Below are 16820 nucleotides of genomic sequence, written 5' to 3' on the forward strand. Positions count from 1 at the left end.
AAATAATAAATTTATGATTCGGCCCTTGCGGGATTTCCTACAAAACCCTTAGCTTGCACCCCGCTTAACATTAAGATAACATGGAAGTCCAAACCTTGAAGTATCCCGCCATCCAGAACTACGTGGGTGGAAAGTCCACAAACGATTCCGGAACGGCCACTATGGACGTGTTCAGCCCGCTTTCCGGTCAGCTGATTTCAACCCTGCCCCTCAGCAACGCCGCCGCGCTCGACGCCGCCGTGCAGGCCGCCAAAGCCGCCTTCCCCTCGTGGTCGGCCACGCCCATCAAGGAGCGGGTGCAAATTTTCTACCGCTATAAAACGCTGCTGGAGCGCGACATGAAAGCCCTCGCCGACCTCGTGCGCGAGGAGAACGGCAAGACTTACGACGAGGCCCGTGCCGAAGTCGAAAAAGCCATTGAGCTGACCGAGTTTGCCTGCTCCATGCCGCAGCTCATCCAGGGCGAATTTCTGGAAGTGAGCAAGGGCGTGGAAGCCCGCGCCGAGCGCAAGCCGCTGGGCGTGGTAGCCAGCATCGCCCCGTTCAACTTCCCCAACATGGTTCCGCACTGGACTATTCCGAACGCCATTGTGCTCGGCAATACCATGATTCTGAAGCCCTCGGAGCAGGTGCCCCTGAGCGCCGTAAAAATCGCCGAGCTGCTGAAAGAAGCCGGCCTGCCCGACGGCGTGCTGAACGTGGTGAACGGCGACAAGGAAATTGTGGAAGCCATCTGCGACCACCCCGACATTCAGGCGGTGAGCTTCGTGGGCTCTACCGCCATTGCCAAAGTGGTGTACATCCGCGCCACCAGCAATCTGAAGCGCTGCGTAGCCCTCGGCGGTGCCAAAAACCACCTGATGGTGCTGCCTGACGCCCACCCCGAAATGACGGCCTCGAACGTGGCCGCCAGCATGTCGGGCTGCGCGGGCCAGCGCTGCATGGCCGGCTCCACCATGGTGGGAGTGGGCGCGGTTGATGGCATCGTGGCCAAAATCGTGGAAGAAGCCAAGAAGATTGTGGCCGGCCAGAACCTCGGCTCCGTCATCAGCAAGCAGGCCAAGGAGCGCATCGAACAGCACATCACCGAAGCCGAAGCCGCCGGTGCCAAAGTCCTGCTCGACGGCCGCAACGCCGTGGTGCCCGGCCACGAAGACGGCTACTACGTGGGTGCAACAGTAATCGACTACGTGACGCCCGACATGCGCATCGCTCAGGAGGAAGTCTTCGGCCCGGTGCTCGCCATCATGCGCACCAACACGCTGGACGAGGCCTTGGCCATTGAAAACGCCAACCCTTACGGCAACGCTGCCGCCGTGTTCACCAGCAGTGGCAGCAGTGCCCGCTACGTGATGGACCACGCCAACGCCGGCATGATTGGCGTGAACATCGGCGTGCCTGTGCCCCGCGAGCCCTTCTCCTTCGGCGGCTGGAATGATTCGAAATTCGGCGCCTGCGACATCACCGGCAAAAGCTCCATCGAATTCTGGACGCAGCTGAAGAAGACCACGACCAAGTGGAACCCGGAGTCGCGGGTGAATTGGATGAGCTAGTTTATTCAAGCTGTTAGCCTTTAGCTGATAGCTGTTAGCTTCCTCGCAAATTGAAATGAACATAGAAAAGCTAATAGCTAACAGCTAAAGGCTAACAGCTAAAACAATGGAAACCACCTTCGCCACCGATAAAGACCAAATCCTGCACGATAACCTCGACCACACGCTCTTTTCGTGGTCGAAGCAAACGGGCCTGAACCCCATCAACGCCGAGCGCGCCGAAGGCGTGTACGTGTACGACCGCGACGGCAAGCGCTACATAGACTTCTCGGCCCAACTCATGAACGTGAACATCGGCCACGGCGACCAGCGCGTGACCGAAGCCGTGGCCGCCCAGATGCGCGAGCTCAGCTACGTGTACCCCGGCATGATTACCAAGGCCCGCGGCGACCTCGGCAAGCGCCTGGCCGAAATTACCGCGCCCAACCTCACTAAAGCGTTTTTCACGCTGGGCGGGGCCGAGGCCATCGAAAATGCCATCAAGCTGGCGCGGGTGTACACCGGCCGCCACAAAATTGTGTCGCTGTACCAGTCGTTTCACGGGGCCAGCTACGGCGCCATGAGCGTAGGCGGCGACCCGCGCAAGTTTGCCGTGGATAACCAGGCCATGCCCAGCACCATCCACGTCGAAAACCCGTTTTTCTACCGCTGCCCCTGGCACAGCTCCACGCCCGAGGAGTGCGCCCAGCGCGCTGCCGATGCCATGGAGCGCATCATCGGCTATGAGAACCCCGGCAGCGTAGCCGCTATCGTGCTCGAAGGGGAGTCGGGCACGTCGGGCTGCATCAAGTACCCGCCCGGCTACTGGACGCGCATCCGCGAAATCTGCGACAAGCACGGCATCCTGCTCATTGCTGATGAAGTGATGTCGGGCTTCGGCCGCACTGGCAAGTGGTTTGGCTCCGACCACCACAATGTCAAAGTCGACATCATGTGCATGGCCAAGGGCATCACCGCCGGCTACCTGCCCCTGGGCGCGGTGATGGTGGATGAGAAAATCGCCAAATCCTTCGACGATAAGCCGCTGCCACTCGGCCTTACGTACTCGGCCCACCCGGTTTCCTGCGCCGCCGCTGTGGCCGTGCTCGATATTTACGAGAGCGACAACCTGCTCGAAAACACCGTGGAAATGGGCAAGTACATGGACGAGCAAGTAGCTCAGCTCATGCGCCACCACCCAAGCATCGGCGACTGGCGCAACACCGGCCTTTTCGGCTGCATCGAACTGGTGAAAAACCGCGACACCAAAGAGCCCATGGCCCCCTGGAACGCCACCAACGACCAAATGGCCATCATGAATCAGGTTGCCGCCAAAATCCGCGAGTTGGGCATGTACACCTTCGTGCGCTGGAATTACATTTTCATCTGCCCCCCGCTTACCATCAATAAGGACGAGATTGACGAGGGCTTGGCTATTATCTCGGAGGCCATTAGCATCGCGGATAAATACGTGCATTAATCCAGCCCGTCATGCCGAGCGCAGCCGAGGCACCTCGCGTGCGGCACCCGCGCCGCCAGAACAATTCCTAAAAATGTCATTAATCAGCCAAGAGATTAAGCGCATCATAGCATATGCGTTTTTGGCTGTATTCGACGTCTTAGTTTATGTAGCTATGGGAATTGCTTTGATGAGTTATGATGATAAACATGATGATTCTCAAAGTGACTATGGAAGCTGGGAAAGCATGACAGATTTCGATAAATGTGCTTCTGTTTTTATGACTGTTTGGAATGTAATTAATGTTCTAGCATTAGTCTACATCAGCTATTCAGTTTATAAGAGAATGAAATTCCGCATACAGTTAAACAGTAACTAATTTCGGTTCGACAGACTACACTGTAATCGTTGTTAATTAATTCCCATGTCCATTCTCCTAAAAAACGGCCGCGTCGTCACTGCCGATTCGGACGCCGTCTGCGATATCCTGATTGAAGGCGAAACCATCGTATCCATTGGCCGCAACCTGTCGGCCGATGGGGCGGAGGTGATTGACTGCACCGGCAAAATGATTATGCCCGGCGGCATCGACCCGCACGTGCATTTGGAAATGCCCTTCATGGGCACCTTCAGCTCCGATACTTACGAAACTGGTACCCGCGCGGCTCTGCACGGAGGTACTACCACCGTCATCGACTTCATTCTGCAAAAGCAGGGCAATTCGCTGCGTTCGGCCTTCGAAGAATGGAGTGGCCGCGCCACCGGCAACGCCGTGGGCGACTACAGCTTCCACATGGCCGTGACGGATTTCAACCCCAGCACCAAGGAGGAAATCAAGGACATGATTGCCGAGGGCATCACTTCCTTCAAAACATTCATGGCCTATAAAGGTGCGCTCATGATTGACGACGCACAGATGGTGGGCCTGATGCAGGAGGTGAAAAAGCACGGCGGCCTCGTGACGGCCCACGCCACCAACGGCGACATGATTGACACGCTCATCGCCCAAAACCGGGCACAGGGCAAGCTCACGCCACTCTATCACTACCTCTCGCAGCCCGAAGTAACTGAAGCCGAAGCCTCGGGTCGTTTTGCCGACATTGCCAACTACACCGGCGTGAATGCCTACATCGTGCACCTCACCTGCGAGGGTGCGCTCAACCAGGTACGCCGCGCCACCGAGCGCAACCAGCGCGTGCTGGTTGAAACCTGCATTCAGTACCTCGTGCTCGATGCCTCGCTCTACGAGGACGAAGCCAACGGCGCGAAAGTAGTGATGTCGCCCCCGCTACGCGAGAAAAAGGACCAGGCCACGCTCTGGGCCGGCCTCAACCAAGGCCTTGTGAACGTGGTCGGCACCGACCACTGCCCCTTCATGTGGGAGCAGAAGCTGATGGGTAAAGATGACTTTTCGAAAATCCCGAACGGCCACCCCGCCATCGAGCACCGCATGGAATTGCTGTTTTCGGAAGGCGTGAACAAGGGCAGAATCACCCCGCAGAAATTCGTGGAAGTGACCTCGACCAACGCCGCTAAAATCTTCGGCATGTTCCCGCGTAAAGGCACCATCAGCATTGGCGCGGATGCTGATTTAGTTGTTTTCGACCCGAATAAAAAGCACACAATTTCGGCGAATACGCACCACATGAATGTCGACTATTCCGCCTACGAAGGCTGGGAATTGACTGGTAAAATTGACACGGTTTTGCTGCGTGGAAAAGTAGCGGTAGATGCCGGAGAAACGAAGGTTTCGCAGGGCTACGGCCAGTTCATCAAGCGCAGCAAAACGAATATTTAAAACGAATAAAGCAGCACGTCATTCCGAGCGAAGCCGAGGAATCTCGCGTGCGCTAGTAATTCAATCGTAGCAACGTCAATAATTAGTGGATGCACGCGAGATTCCTCGGCTTCGCTCGGAATGACGTTCTAATTCAAAAAACACAACTCAACCCCACCTAACAACCCCAATGCCCAGAATTATTAAATCCGGCCTCATCCAGATGAGCCTGCCGATGACCGAAGGCGAAGGCACGATTGCCGAAATCATGGAAGCCATGGTGCAGAAGCATATTCCGCTCATCGAAGAAGCTGGCCGCCAGGGCGTTCAGATTCTCTGTTTGCAGGAAATTTTCAATACCCCGTATTTCTGCCCTGGCCAGGACAAAGCCTGGTATGCCTCGGCCGAATCGGTGCCCGGCCCGATTACGGACCGCATGGCCGAATACGCCAAGAAGTATAACATGGTGATGATTGTGCCCGTGTACGAGCGCGAGTCGGCCGGTTTCCTCTACAACACCGCCGCGGTGATTGACGCCGACGGCACCTACCTCGGCAAGTACCGCAAAAACCACATCCCGCACACTACCGGCTTCTGGGAGAAGTTCTTCTTCAAGCCCGGCAACATGGGCTACCCAGTATTCCAGACCAAGTACGCCAAAGTAGGCGTGTATATCTGCTACGACCGCCACTTCCCCGACGGCGCCCGCATCCTGGGTTTGAACGGCGCCGAAATCGTGTACAACCCCTCGGCCACCGTGGCCGGCCTCTCGCAGTACCTCTGGAAGCTGGAGCAGCCTGCCCACGCGGCTGCCAACGGCTATTTCATGGGCTGCATCAACCGCGTCGGCGAAGAAAAACCCTGGAACCTGGGCCGCTTCTACGGCACCAGCTATTTCGTGGACCCGCGCGGCCAGATTATCGCGCAGGCTGATGAGTACAAGGACGAGTTGCTGATTGCCGAATTCGACCTCGATATGATTGAGGAAGTGCGCAATACCTGGCAGTTCTTCCGCGACCGCCGCCCCGAAACCTACGAGAAACTGGTGGAACTCTAGAAGTTTTGAGTTTTAAATGTTGAGTGTTGAATTGGTTGCCGAATAGAATTTGGCATCTAATTCAACACTCTGCATTTGCAACTCAACATTCAACCCTCAAAACTCAACATTCCCAAAACTGTGGCTGAATTTTCTACACCTACCACCGAGCAGCAATTCGCGGAAAATTTCGCGCAATTGAAGCCGGTGATGAACCGCACCGAGGCGCTTTACGAAAGCTCCCGCTGCCTTTTTTGCTTCGATGCGCCGTGTATAAAAGCGTGCCCATCAGGGATTGATATTCCGCAGTTTATCCGCCAAATAAATTCGGGCAACGACACCGGCGCGGCGCGCACTATTTACGAGGCTAATTACTTCGGCAACGCCTGTGGCAAAGTGTGCCCTACGGAGGTACTGTGCGAAGGTGCCTGCGTGTACAACCTGCAGGAAGTGAAGCCGATTGAAATAGGTCGCCTACAGAGCTTTGCCACCACCAAGGTGATTAAAAGCGGCGAAAAACTATTCGGCCCCGGCGCGGATAATGGCAAGAAAGTGGCCGTAATTGGGGCGGGTCCGGCTGGTATTTCGGCTGCCTGCGAGCTGCGCGCGCTGGGCTACGGCGTGGATGTTTTTGAAGCCAAAGCGCAGCCTTCGGGCCTGACGGTTTATGGCGTGGCGCCGTACAAAATCACCAACGAAGAAACGTTGGCCGAGATGGACTATTTGCAGGCGCAATTCGGCTACAATACGCATTTCAACTCGGCTATTTCTTCGCGCGAAGAATTAGAGAAATTGGAGGATAAATACGACGCTATTTTCCTCGGTATTGGCCTTGGTAAAACCAACGAATTGGGCTTGCCGGGTGAGGATAAAATCAATTGCACCGGCGCAGTAGAATTCATTGCCGAATTGCGTCAGCACCAGCATAAAGTAGCCGTAGGACGCAAGGTGATTGTGCTGGGCGGCGGCAACACGGCCATGGATGCGGCGTCGGAATCTTCACGCCTTGGCGCGGAAAATGTGATTCTGGCCTACCGCCGGGCGAAGGAGGAAATGGGCGCTTACGAGTTCGAATACGACCTGGCCAAAGGGGTGGGAGTGAAAGGATTATTCAATGTAGCCCCGGTGGAAATTACCGGTAACGGCTACGTGTCGGGCGTGAAATTCATTCGCACCGAAACCAAGGACGGGCGCGTGCAGGAAATTGCCGGCTCCGAGTTTGTGGAACCTTGCGACATGGTGATAAAAGCCACCGGCCAGGCCAAGCAGACGGAATTCCTGAACCTGATTCCCGGTCTGAAGCTGGACGGCAAGGGCCGCATCATCGCCAACGCCCACACCGGGCAGACTTCGAACCCCAAATACTTCGCTTCCGGCGATGCCTGGAACGGCGGTGCGGAAGTGGTGAATGCAGCAGCTGAAGCCAAGCTCACAGCCCGCGGTATTCATGCTTATTTGAGCAAGTAGAACTGTAGCGTGGACTCTGCGAGTCCGCGCGTGAGCGGTCAAATTCCAAACTTCACCTTCAATACGCGGGCTCGCAGAGTCCACGCTACAATATGCCTGATTTATCCATCAATTTCGCCGGCATTAAATCGCCGAACCCGTTCTGGCTGGCTTCGGCCCCGCCCACCAATTCCGGCTACCAGATTATGAAGGCCTTCGACGCCGGCTGGGGCGGCGCGGTCTGGAAAACGCTGGGCGTGCCCGTTGTCAACGTGTCGAGCCGCTACGGCGGCGTGAACTACCGCGACAAGCGCCTCGTGGGCTTCAACAATATCGAGCTGATTTCGGACCGGCCGCTCTCGCACAACCTGCGCGAGATTGAGGAAGTGAAAAAGCGCTTTCCCAACCACGCCGTCATCGCCTCGCTCATGGTGCAGAGCCGGCAGGAGTGGCACGACATCGTGCGCCAGAGCCAGGACGCGGGCGCCGACGGCTTCGAGCTGAACTTTGGCTGCCCGCACGGCATGTGCGAGCGCGGCATGGGCTCGGCCGTGGGGCAGGAGCCCAAGGTGCTGCAGATGATTGTGGAGTGGGTGATGGAAGTGGCCACCAAGCCCGTCATTGTGAAGCTCACGCCTAACATCTCCGACATCACCGAGCCGGCGATGGCCGCCCGGCGCGGCGGGGCCGATGCCATCTCGCTCATCAACACGATTCAGAGCATCGTGGGCGTTGATTTGGACCAGTTTGCGCCGTACCCGATTGTGGACGGCAAGGGCACCAATGGCGGCTACTGCGGCCCGGCCGTGAAGCCCATTGCCCTGAACATGGTGAAAAACTGCGCCCAGCACCCCGATATCAAGCTGCCCATTTCGGGTATCGGCGGCATCGAGAACTGGCGCGACGCGGTGGAACACATTCTGCTGGGCGCCAGCTCGGTACAGGTGTGCACAGCGGCCATGCACTTCGGCTTCGGCATCATTCGGGAAATGACTTCGGGCCTAGAGCAGTACATGGTTGAGAAGGGTTTCAACACCATCTACGACATGGTGGGCAAGGCCCTGCCCAACGTGCTGCACTGGGAAGACCTGAACATGAAGTACAAGGTCACGGCCAACATCAACGAGGATAAGTGCATCGGCTGCCAGCTGTGCTACACGGCCTGCGAAGACGGCGCCCACCAGGCCATCAAGCTGAACGCTGGCACGCGCGTGCCCGAAATCATCGAGGAAAACTGCGTGGGCTGCAACCTGTGCTCGCTGGTGTGCCCCGTTGAGCAGTGCATCACGATGGAGCAAACCGACCCTGGCACCGAGCACCTCACCTGGAAGGAGCGTACTGAAGCCGGCACCGCACCCACCGAGTTTGAGGACGAGAAAGCCGGCGGCCGCCACCATTGGGTGCCCGAGCCCAGCGCCGCCCTCGGCAAGGAGCGCCACAAAACGCTGCCCGGTAAAGCCCGTCTATACTCGGGCGAAACCGTGGCTCCGACGGAAGCTTAAGCTACCCGCAGGTTTCAGCTAACTGCCTGATGATACGGCCCCTTGCCAACCGGCAGGGGGCCGTTGCCGTTTATAAGTAGCCAAGCCGAAATCTGAGCGAAAAACAAAGCCCTGGTAATGATTTCGGCCTGCATTTTGTTAGCATAACAACGTACTTCACCTGTAATTATCACGCTTCGGCGTGTATTCATATTATGAAAGCTAAAGCCCTCATTTTCGTTCTTTTCCTGGGGTTGTTTTCCCTCAGCGGCTGTGTGGCCTCGCTCGGTGGCCCCGACTATGGCTATTACCCGCCGGCTCGTCCGTATTACGGCTATGCTCGTCCTTACTATGCCCCCCGGCCCGTTATCGTAGTGCCCCAGCGCGGATACTACCGCGGCGGCAATGCCTACCGTAGTGACGGTGGCTACCACCGCGGCGGTGGCTACGGAGGCGGGTATGGTGGCGGACGCGGCCACCGCGGGCGCGACTAACCGGCCCCCACAATCTGGAAAATAGAGCAAGCTGCCCACGCAAGTGGGCAGCTTTTTTTAGCCGCGTGCACGGCTAAAAAGGCGGTCACGCTAAGCTTCTCCGGTTTATTGGGCTGGTAGCTACTGATTGCCTATTATCGGGGCGCTTTCTTTGGAGACTCATCTCCTGCAACCCTGCCGATGCCACAACTTTTACCGCGCCTGCTATCCACTTACTCAACTTATCTGCTGAAAGCCCTACTGCTAGTGCTACCGCTGGCCGGCCGGGCGCAGGGCTATGCCGAAGGCATCAGCCTGAGCTACGAGCGGCTGCCGCTGCATCTTAAAACGCTAGATAAGCCCGCTTTTCACGCCGATGTGTACCGGGCCAGCGCTATTGTGCCCGTGGCCCAGGCCGCCGACAGCAGCCACAGTTTCCTGGCCGGTGCCAGCCTGGAAATGCTACGCTTTGCCGGTAACCGGCCCGGGTTTGGGGTTGGCACCGTGTATGGCATTTCGCCCATCTTGGGCTACCGGCAACGGCTGAGTGAGCGGCTGGAGCTAACGGCCCTGGCCCTGCCAGCGCTGAATTCAGATTTGCGCGAGGTACACGCGGCGAGTATCACCCTGGGCGGCGTGGTACGGGCGGCCTACCGCACCAGCCCGCGCCGCGCCTACCGCCTCACGGTGGGCTACCGGCAGCAGTTCTACGGGCCGCAATACGTGCTGTTGCTGGGGCTCGACTGGCGGCTCGGAACTCGTTGGCGGGCTTTCGGCGACCTGCCCACCAGTTTCACGCTGAGCTACGCCGTGGCTCCCCGCACCAACATCGGCTTCAACCTGATTGGTATCAACACTGCCTATCGCCTGCAGGCGGCCGACCAATATGTGCAGTACCAGCAGGGCCACTACGGCTTGTTTGCTGACCACTACCTAAACGCCCGTTGGGCGTTGCGGGCCACAGCGGCTTATGCCGTGACGCGGCGCATTGAGGTGTATGCCCGCGACCAGCAGTGGCACGCAACCATCGACTACATTGGATTGGGCAAGGCCCCTACGCCAACCAGTCCCGGGATAGAGAAAGGAATGGCTTTCCGAATTAGCCTCGGTTACCGGGTTCCGACGAAGTAGCTACTGTCGCATAAGTAGTCGATGCGACGCCGTTTAGGAAATAAAGCATGTTATTATTATTGAACTTTACCGTTATTTGTTTTTATGGTTGTAATGTTTTTGGAACTGTGTTTTAAGTGGTTATATTCCAATATCGGGAAAAAAATCGGTGTTTCAAGTTGAAGATATATTTACAATTTATACCGGCTTATTGTAAAAATAATGCCGATTAAACCTATTTAAACTGTGTTTTTAGTGAGTGGTTAGCTTGAATTAATATTTGGTATAGAAAAGTTGGTCCCGGTTTGGGACGTATTCACCCCGTGGTAACATGCCTCTGCCGAAAAAATGGGACCGAGGCGAAGGAACAAGGGTAATTTTGACTTTTCTAATACCCCGAGTTAATTAATCTCATGCGTAAACTTTACTCTGCGTTGATGGTGGCGGCGCTTGCGCCGGCTGCTTCGGCTGCAGCCGCCCCGGGTGCTGCTCCAGTGCCGCACCACGCTCCTACCAAATCCAACAAAGCCAAAACCAAGAAGCTGCGCCTCGCTTCGGACCCCACGGGCAGCCACATCGGTGGGGCCGTGTTGACGAATGCCGGCGACCCGCTGCCGGGCGCTACCGTCTTCATCAAAGGCACTTACATCGGCACCAGTACCAACCAGGAGGGTCATTTCGACTTGAATGGCTCGTTTGCCAACGGCCCGGTCGAACTGCTCGTGTCGTACGTCGGCTACGAAACCCAGACGGTGGTGCTGCAAAAGCCCGAAGACCAACTGAGTGTGTCGCTGGTGCCGAGTGCCACCATGCTGAGCGAAACGGTGGTTTCGGCCTCGCGGGTGGAGGAAAACATCATGCGTGCGCCGGTAACGATTGACAAGGTATCGGCCAAGCAGGTCGAGCGCATCAGCACGCCGGAAGTGCTGGCGGGCCTGGGCAACCTGGCCGGCATCGACGTGAACTCGGCTTCGATGCTGTTTACCAGCATCAGCACGCGGGGCTTCAACACGGCCAAGTCGGAGCGGGTGATTCAGCTCGTGGACTACATGGACACGGCGCTGCCGTCGCTGAACCTGAGCCCCGGCAACATGGTAGGCATTCCGGAACTCGACATGGAAAGCATTGAGATTGTGCACGGTCCGGCTTCGGCGCTATACGGCTCGAACGCGCTGAGCGGCGTGGTGCTCTTCAACTCGAAAGACCCGTTTGTGTACGAGGGCCTGAGCGTGCGCCTGCGCGGCGGCCAGCGCAGCCTGCTCGATGGCCAGGTGCGCTACGCCCACAAGATTACCGATAAGCTGGCTTTCAAAGTAAATGCCAGCTATTTCCGGGCCAACGACTGGATTGCGAACAACTTTAACGCCCAAACCAGCTCGACCAACCCGGCCGGTTCGCCGCTGGGCTACGACGCCGTGAACCGTTACGGCGAACTGGATTTGACTTATTTACCGTACCCGGGCGTCAATCCGGAACTGTATGGCAAGCGCGTGTACCTGCCCGGCTATACGGAGCGCCAGCTGGTGGCCGGCGACACCATCACCCGCTCGTACCGCGTGCAGGGTGCCGTGTCCTACCTCTTCACCAACGACCTGAAGCTGACGTTGGAAGCCAAGCGCGGGGTGGGCACCTCGACCTACCAAAACCTGAGCCGCTTCCGCATCAAGGACCTGGGTACCGACCAGTACCGCCTGGAGCTGAAGAGCTCGAAAGGCTTTATACGGGCCTATACTACGGAGGACTTCACGGGCAGCAGCTACGAGCTTACCCAGCTGAGCGCCAAGTTGCTGCAGTCGAAATCCAATCCGGCTAATCCGCAGTCGCCAAGCTACCGCGACCTGTATTTCGGTACCTATAACGGGACCTACACTTACGCTCGTCAGGTTGGGAAGCAGTCGGTAGATGCGGCGCTGGCCGCGGCACAGGCTGCCGCCAATGCCACGCTGCCCGTGGCCGGGAGCGAAACGTTCAACACGCTGCGCAACCAGATTGCCCAGGACAACAACCCCGGCACCGGTGCCGGCCAGCACTTCAACTCGCGTCTGAGCGACGTGAGTGCGCAGCGCAGCTTCGTGCTGGGCAGCCCCCGAACCGGCCTCATCGTGGGGGCCGCCTACCGGCGCTACATGCTGGGCTCGGGCGGCGTGCTGTTTGCCGACTTGGACGGCAACCGCATCCCGAACTACGAATACGGCGCGTATTCGCAGATTACGCACGCCATGCTCGACGACCATTTGAAGCTGGCCGCCGCCGGTCGCGTCGATTTCTTTAAGAACTTCAACCCCGCTTTCTCGCCCCGCGTGGCGGCGGTGTACTCGCTGGGGGCCCGCAACCAGCATAACTTCCGCGCCAGCTACGGCCAGGCTTTCCGCAGCCCGTCGCAGACCGACCAGTATCTGCACTCCGATGTGGGCTCGTTCATTTTGCTCGGCAACATTGGCAATGGCTACCAAGGCTACGGTTTCACGGATGCGCAGGGCCGGGCCTACAACCCGTACGACCCGACCATGAAGCTGGCGGATTTTGAAATCAATATCGAAAAGCTGCGCCTGGAGCGCGTGAACACGGTGGAAGTGGGCTACAAGGGCGCTATTCTGCCCAACGTGTACGTGGATGCCAGCTACTTCAACAGCCGCTACAACGACTTCATCGGCGGCACGGCGTTCGTGGGCAATGTGAATGGCAGCCGCCCGGCCGAAGCTGTGGTGAAAAGCGCGATTGTAACCGGCAGCGGTTTCAATACGCCCGAGGCCCGCATCATCTTCGTGTCGCAGAACAACAGCCAGGTGGTGCGCACCCACGGTGCCACTTTTGCCCTGACCTACTACCTGAACAAAGGCCTAAACCTGACCGGCAACTACTCGCTGAACGTGCTCGACCGCAGCAACCTGCCCACCGGTTTCCGCACCTACTTCAACACGCCCAAGCACAAGTACAACCTGGGCGCCAACGGCGTGGTGGCCAAAAACCTGACCTACTCGGTGAACTACCGCTGGATTCAGGGCCACCAGCAGGAAATGCCCTTCGCCGCCGGCGACATCCAGACCTACCACACCACCGATGCCTACGTGGGCTACACCATTCCTAAACTGGCCTCGACGCTGCAGGTGGGCGGCTCGAACATCTTCAACGAAACCAACATCCAGATTATCGGTGGCCCGCAAATCGGCCGCCTGATTTACCTGGGCCTTCTGGTGGACGTGAAGTAAGGTAAAAGTTAAACCTCGTAAAAAAGGGCCTCCGTTAGTAACGGAGGCCCTTTTTTTGTGCCTTGATTTCTGTCATTCCGACGAAGGAGGAATCTGAATAAAACCAATGGTGAGTATTTGCCCATATTCCTCCTGCGTTGGAATGACAATGCATTATACCACCAGCGGCACCGGCGCCGAATGCACCGTGCCAGCCCGCTCGCGCAGCGGCCGCCCGTTGCGCTGGTGCCGCCGGGCCTGAACCTCGGCCACGATGGCGAGGGCAATTTCCTCGGGCGTTTCGCTGCCTAAATCCAGTCCGATTGGGCTATGCAGGCGGTGTTGCAGCACGTCGGCGGTTTCGGATTCTGATAATTCCAGCTCTTCCAGCAGCCGCCCGGCCTTGGCGCGCGGCCCGAGTAGACCGATGTAGGGCGCGGCCGTGGGCAGCAGCGTTTGCAGCGCGGCCAGGTCGTAGGCGTAGTTGTGGCTGAGCAGCACGTGGTACGCGCCCGCATCGGGAACCTGCGTTTCCAGCTCGCGCACCGGTACAATGCGCACCTCGGCCGCCTCGGGAAAGCGCGCCGCGGTGGTCAGGTTGGGCCGGCCGTCTACCACGGTGATGTGCCAGCCGAGCGAGGCGGCCAGGTGCACCAGCGGCTGCGCGTCGTTGCCGGCGCCGTACACCACCATGCGCAGCGGTGGCACCAGCACCTCCAGCAGCGCCCGCACCGGGCCGGCATCGGTTTCAATATCAAGCACCTGCGACAGGCCCTGCGCCAGCGTGGCGCGGGCGGCGGCGGCCAGCGGGCCGGCCAGCAGGGGAGTGCCCCGCAGCGCCCCAGTGGCCGAGAGCAGCACCCGCTGCCCTACTGTAGCTCTCAGGCCCGAAGCATCCGTCTCAAACACCGTGGCCAGTACGGCCGGCTCGGGATGCCGGGCAAAGCCGCGCAGCAGTTCCACGGGGTTGTCGGCCGCCGCAAAATCCAACGGTTCGAGCAGGATGCGAACCACGCCCTGACAGCCGGGGCCAAGGCCGTGGCGCGGGTCGTCTTCATCGCGCGTGTCGTAGGTGACCAGCGCCGGCTGGCCCCGAAAAATGGCCTGACGGGCGCGCTGGCGGGCATCGCCCTCCAGGCAGCCCCCGCTGATGGCCCCGGTTAGCTCGCCGTCTTCGGTCACGAGCATGCGGGCGCCGGGGCGGCGGTAGGCCGAGCCCAGCACCTCCACCACCGTGGCCAGGGCGCAGGGGCGGCGGGCTTCGCGGTGGCGGTCGTAGGCGAGGAGCAGGCGTTGCAGTTCAGTCATGGCAGTAAGGGGTAGCGCAGCAAATACGCCCGGGGGCGGGGCCGGGTTCGGTAAACCACGGGCCGGCCGGTGCGGTTTGGGTTCGGCCGCCAGCCGTGGGCCCGCGGCGCGTATATTAACTTTTATGACCGCCGCAATTCCTCTTTACCAGCTGAACGCCCTCAGCGAAACGGCGGAAAAACCGGCCGCAGTTTTCTTTTTAGGGCCGGATTCTGCCCCGTCGCAGCTGCCCATCAACCTGCCGTATCGCAGCAATTACTACAAAATTGGCCTCTGCCTGCGCGGCCATGCCCGCCTGAAAGTAAACCTCGAAACCTACGATATTGGGCCTGGCTGTTTGATGCTGTTGTCGCCCTACGTCGTTAAGCAATGGCCGCTGATGTCGGCTGACTTTGAAGGGTTGAGCATCTTTTTCACCCGGGAGTTTATTGCGGCCAATAGTGGCCTGAATCCGGATGCTTTTGCGTTTTTTGAGCGGGATGCCAACCACGTTTTTCTGCTCGCGCCCGCGCAGGCCGAAAGTATTGCCGCGGTGCTGCACCAAATCGGGCAGAAGTACGCAATGCCGCACGCCTACCGCGAGGAGATTCTGCGCAGCCTCATTCATATTCTGCTGCACGAAACGGCGCCCATTTACAGCGCGCAGCACGTTTCGGCAAAAGCCATTCAGACGCGCAGCCAGCAGATTGCCGCCGAATTCAAGCAGCTCGTCAACCGCCACTACGCCACCGAGCGCAGCCTGGGCTTTTACGCCGATAAGCTCTGCATCACGCCCAAGCACCTGGCCGAAACCGTGAAGGACGCCACCGGCCGACGCGCCGTGGAGTGGCTGGCCGAAGCCGTACTGTTGGAGGCGCACGTGCTCCTGCAAAACCCCGCCCTGCTCATCGGCCAGATTGCCGACCAGTTGCATTTCGCCGACCAGTCTGCGTTCGGCCGGTTTTTTCGAAAAGGCACCGGATTTTCGCCGGCTATGTATCGGCAACGCTTGTAAAACGTGACGGGCTGTTCAACAACACGTGCCGCACTCTGGCCCAATTTTCCCGCCGTTTTGCTCTTTCGTCCGGTCCCGGCCCGGCGGAGCTTTGTGGTATGAAAATCACACTCACCGGTTCCCTCGGGAACATTAGCAAGCCGCTGGCCATCGCGCTGGTACAGCAGGGCCACGCCGTCACCGTCATCAGCAGCAGCCCCGAAAAGCAAACCGAAATTGAAGCGCTGGGTGCTGCCGCCGCCATCGGCTCAGTAAATGACCCGGATTTTCTCGCGGGCGCTTTCGCTAGCGCCGAGGCTGTGTACCTTATGGTGCCACCCAATTTCGCCGTGACCGATTCGCGGGCCTACCACCAGCGAATTGGCCGTAATTATGCCTTGGCGGTGCAGCAGGCAGGCGTGCGCCGGGTAGTGCAGCTCAGCAGCTGGGGCGCGCATTTAAGCGAAGGCACCGGCGGTATTCTTGGCACGCACGATGTGGAAGTTCTGCTGCGCGAAGTGCCGGATATTGACCTCACACACCTGCGGCCCACGTCCTTTTATACCAACTTTTATACGTCGGTCGGGATGATAAAAGGCGCGGGAATAATGGGCGCTAATTATGCGGGCGACATTGATGTGTCCTTCGTGCATCCGCGCGATATTGCCGCGGCAGCTGCCGAGGAACTGACAAAACCTGCCGCCACCATTGGCCATAGCGTGCGCTACGTAGCCAGCGACGAGCGCACTGCCACCGAAGTGGCCCACGCCATCGGCGCGGCCATTGGTAAGCCCGACCTGCAATGGGTGGCTTTCTCCGATGAGCAGATGCGGCAAAACATGACCAGCCACGGCGTGTCTACCGACCGGGCCGACGAAGTAGTGGACATTTACGCCAGCATCAACAGCGGCAAACTGGGCGAAGATTATTGGCAGCACCGGCCGGTTTTGGGGACGGTAAAGCTGAAGGAATTTGCGAAAGAATTTTCGGCGGCATTTTAGCGGCGGGTAGCCAGTTACTACGCTGTGATAATCTGT

General features: G+C 58.6%; 13 protein-coding genes. 12 read left to right on the forward strand and 1 reads right to left on the reverse strand.

The window, feature by feature from the left end; translation table 11 throughout:
- Nucleotides 1-80 precede the first annotated feature (80 nt).
- The 10 genes from MON38_RS06985 (at nt 81) to MON38_RS07030 (ending at nt 13523) form a co-directional block, all read left to right on the forward strand.
- Nucleotides 81-1553, forward strand: a complete 1473-nt coding sequence (locus MON38_RS06985) for a CoA-acylating methylmalonate-semialdehyde dehydrogenase (protein WP_241935441.1) — start codon at nt 81-83, stop codon at nt 1551-1553.
- 106 nt (nt 1554-1659) lie between these two features.
- Nucleotides 1660-3012 (forward strand): aminotransferase class III-fold pyridoxal phosphate-dependent enzyme, encoded by a 1353-nt coding sequence (locus MON38_RS06990; protein WP_241935442.1) that lies wholly within the window; start codon nt 1660-1662, stop codon nt 3010-3012.
- A 73-nt stretch (nt 3013-3085) separates the two neighbouring features.
- Nucleotides 3086-3370: a hypothetical protein gene (locus MON38_RS06995; RefSeq protein ID WP_241935443.1), complete on the forward strand. Its 285-nt coding sequence runs from the start codon at nt 3086-3088 to the stop codon at nt 3368-3370.
- A gap of 45 nt (nt 3371-3415) precedes the next feature.
- Complete coding sequence (gene hydA, locus MON38_RS07000; protein ID WP_241935444.1) at nt 3416-4789, forward strand: dihydropyrimidinase; 1374 nt, start codon at nt 3416-3418, stop codon at nt 4787-4789.
- Nucleotides 4790-4958: 169 nt separating this feature from the next.
- The gene (locus MON38_RS07005) at nt 4959-5825 is read left to right on the forward strand and encodes a nitrilase-related carbon-nitrogen hydrolase (protein WP_241935445.1); all 867 of its coding nucleotides are present in this window, start codon (nt 4959-4961) and stop codon (nt 5823-5825) included.
- A 120-nt stretch (nt 5826-5945) separates the two neighbouring features.
- Nucleotides 5946-7271: an FAD-dependent oxidoreductase gene (locus tag MON38_RS07010; RefSeq protein ID WP_241935446.1), complete on the forward strand. Its 1326-nt coding sequence runs from the start codon at nt 5946-5948 to the stop codon at nt 7269-7271.
- 92 nt (nt 7272-7363) lie between these two features.
- Nucleotides 7364-8752: an NAD-dependent dihydropyrimidine dehydrogenase subunit PreA gene (gene preA / locus MON38_RS07015; RefSeq protein WP_241935447.1), complete on the forward strand. Its 1389-nt coding sequence runs from the start codon at nt 7364-7366 to the stop codon at nt 8750-8752.
- A 194-nt stretch (nt 8753-8946) separates the two neighbouring features.
- Nucleotides 8947-9225, forward strand: coding sequence for a hypothetical protein (locus MON38_RS07020; RefSeq protein ID WP_241935448.1), 279 nt, complete (start codon nt 8947-8949; stop codon nt 9223-9225).
- A gap of 180 nt (nt 9226-9405) precedes the next feature.
- Nucleotides 9406-10335, forward strand: coding sequence for a DUF6268 family outer membrane beta-barrel protein (locus MON38_RS07025; RefSeq protein ID WP_241935449.1), 930 nt, complete (start codon nt 9406-9408; stop codon nt 10333-10335).
- 392 nt (nt 10336-10727) lie between these two features.
- The gene (locus tag MON38_RS07030; RefSeq protein ID WP_241935450.1) at nt 10728-13523 is read left to right on the forward strand and encodes a TonB-dependent receptor; all 2796 of its coding nucleotides are present in this window, start codon (nt 10728-10730) and stop codon (nt 13521-13523) included.
- A gap of 153 nt (nt 13524-13676) precedes the next feature.
- Here the strand turns inward: MON38_RS07030 and MON38_RS07035 are convergent, their stop codons facing one another.
- Complete coding sequence (locus MON38_RS07035; RefSeq protein ID WP_241935451.1) at nt 13677-14810, reverse strand: XdhC family protein; 1134 nt, start codon at nt 14808-14810, stop codon at nt 13677-13679.
- Between the two features lie 124 nt (nt 14811-14934).
- Between MON38_RS07035 and MON38_RS07040 the strand changes: the two genes are divergently transcribed.
- Nucleotides 14935-15804 (forward strand): AraC family transcriptional regulator, encoded by an 870-nt coding sequence (locus tag MON38_RS07040; RefSeq protein ID WP_241935452.1) that lies wholly within the window; start codon nt 14935-14937, stop codon nt 15802-15804.
- 98 nt (nt 15805-15902) lie between these two features.
- Nucleotides 15903-16784 (forward strand): NAD(P)H-binding protein, encoded by an 882-nt coding sequence (locus MON38_RS07045; RefSeq protein ID WP_241935453.1) that lies wholly within the window; start codon nt 15903-15905, stop codon nt 16782-16784.
- Nucleotides 16785-16820 lie beyond the last annotated feature (36 nt).

Source organism: Hymenobacter cyanobacteriorum (assembly GCF_022631375.1).
Taxonomy (GTDB): Bacteria; Bacteroidota; Bacteroidia; order Cytophagales; family Hymenobacteraceae; genus Hymenobacter; species Hymenobacter cyanobacteriorum.

Bases quoted from the DNA above. Each gene is read 5' to 3' on its own strand.
- MON38_RS06985 (WP_241935441.1), top strand. From the start codon at position 81: ATGGAAGTCCAAACCTTGAAGTATCCCGCCATCCAGAACTACGTGGGT.
- MON38_RS06990 (WP_241935442.1), top strand. From the start codon at position 1,660: ATGGAAACCACCTTCGCCACCGATAAAGACCAAATCCTGCACGATAAC.
- MON38_RS06995 (WP_241935443.1), top strand. From the start codon at position 3,086: ATGTCATTAATCAGCCAAGAGATTAAGCGCATCATAGCATATGCGTTT.
- hydA (WP_241935444.1), top strand. From the start codon at position 3,416: ATGTCCATTCTCCTAAAAAACGGCCGCGTCGTCACTGCCGATTCGGAC.
- MON38_RS07005 (WP_241935445.1), top strand. From the start codon at position 4,959: ATGCCCAGAATTATTAAATCCGGCCTCATCCAGATGAGCCTGCCGATG.
- preA (WP_241935447.1), top strand. From the start codon at position 7,364: ATGCCTGATTTATCCATCAATTTCGCCGGCATTAAATCGCCGAACCCG.
- MON38_RS07020 (WP_241935448.1), top strand. From the start codon at position 8,947: ATGAAAGCTAAAGCCCTCATTTTCGTTCTTTTCCTGGGGTTGTTTTCC.
- MON38_RS07025 (WP_241935449.1), top strand. From the start codon at position 9,406: ATGCCACAACTTTTACCGCGCCTGCTATCCACTTACTCAACTTATCTG.
- MON38_RS07030 (WP_241935450.1), top strand. From the start codon at position 10,728: ATGCGTAAACTTTACTCTGCGTTGATGGTGGCGGCGCTTGCGCCGGCT.
- MON38_RS07035 (WP_241935451.1), bottom strand. From the start codon at position 14,810: ATGACTGAACTGCAACGCCTGCTCCTCGCCTACGACCGCCACCGCGAA.
- MON38_RS07040 (WP_241935452.1), top strand. From the start codon at position 14,935: ATGACCGCCGCAATTCCTCTTTACCAGCTGAACGCCCTCAGCGAAACG.
- MON38_RS07045 (WP_241935453.1), top strand. From the start codon at position 15,903: ATGAAAATCACACTCACCGGTTCCCTCGGGAACATTAGCAAGCCGCTG.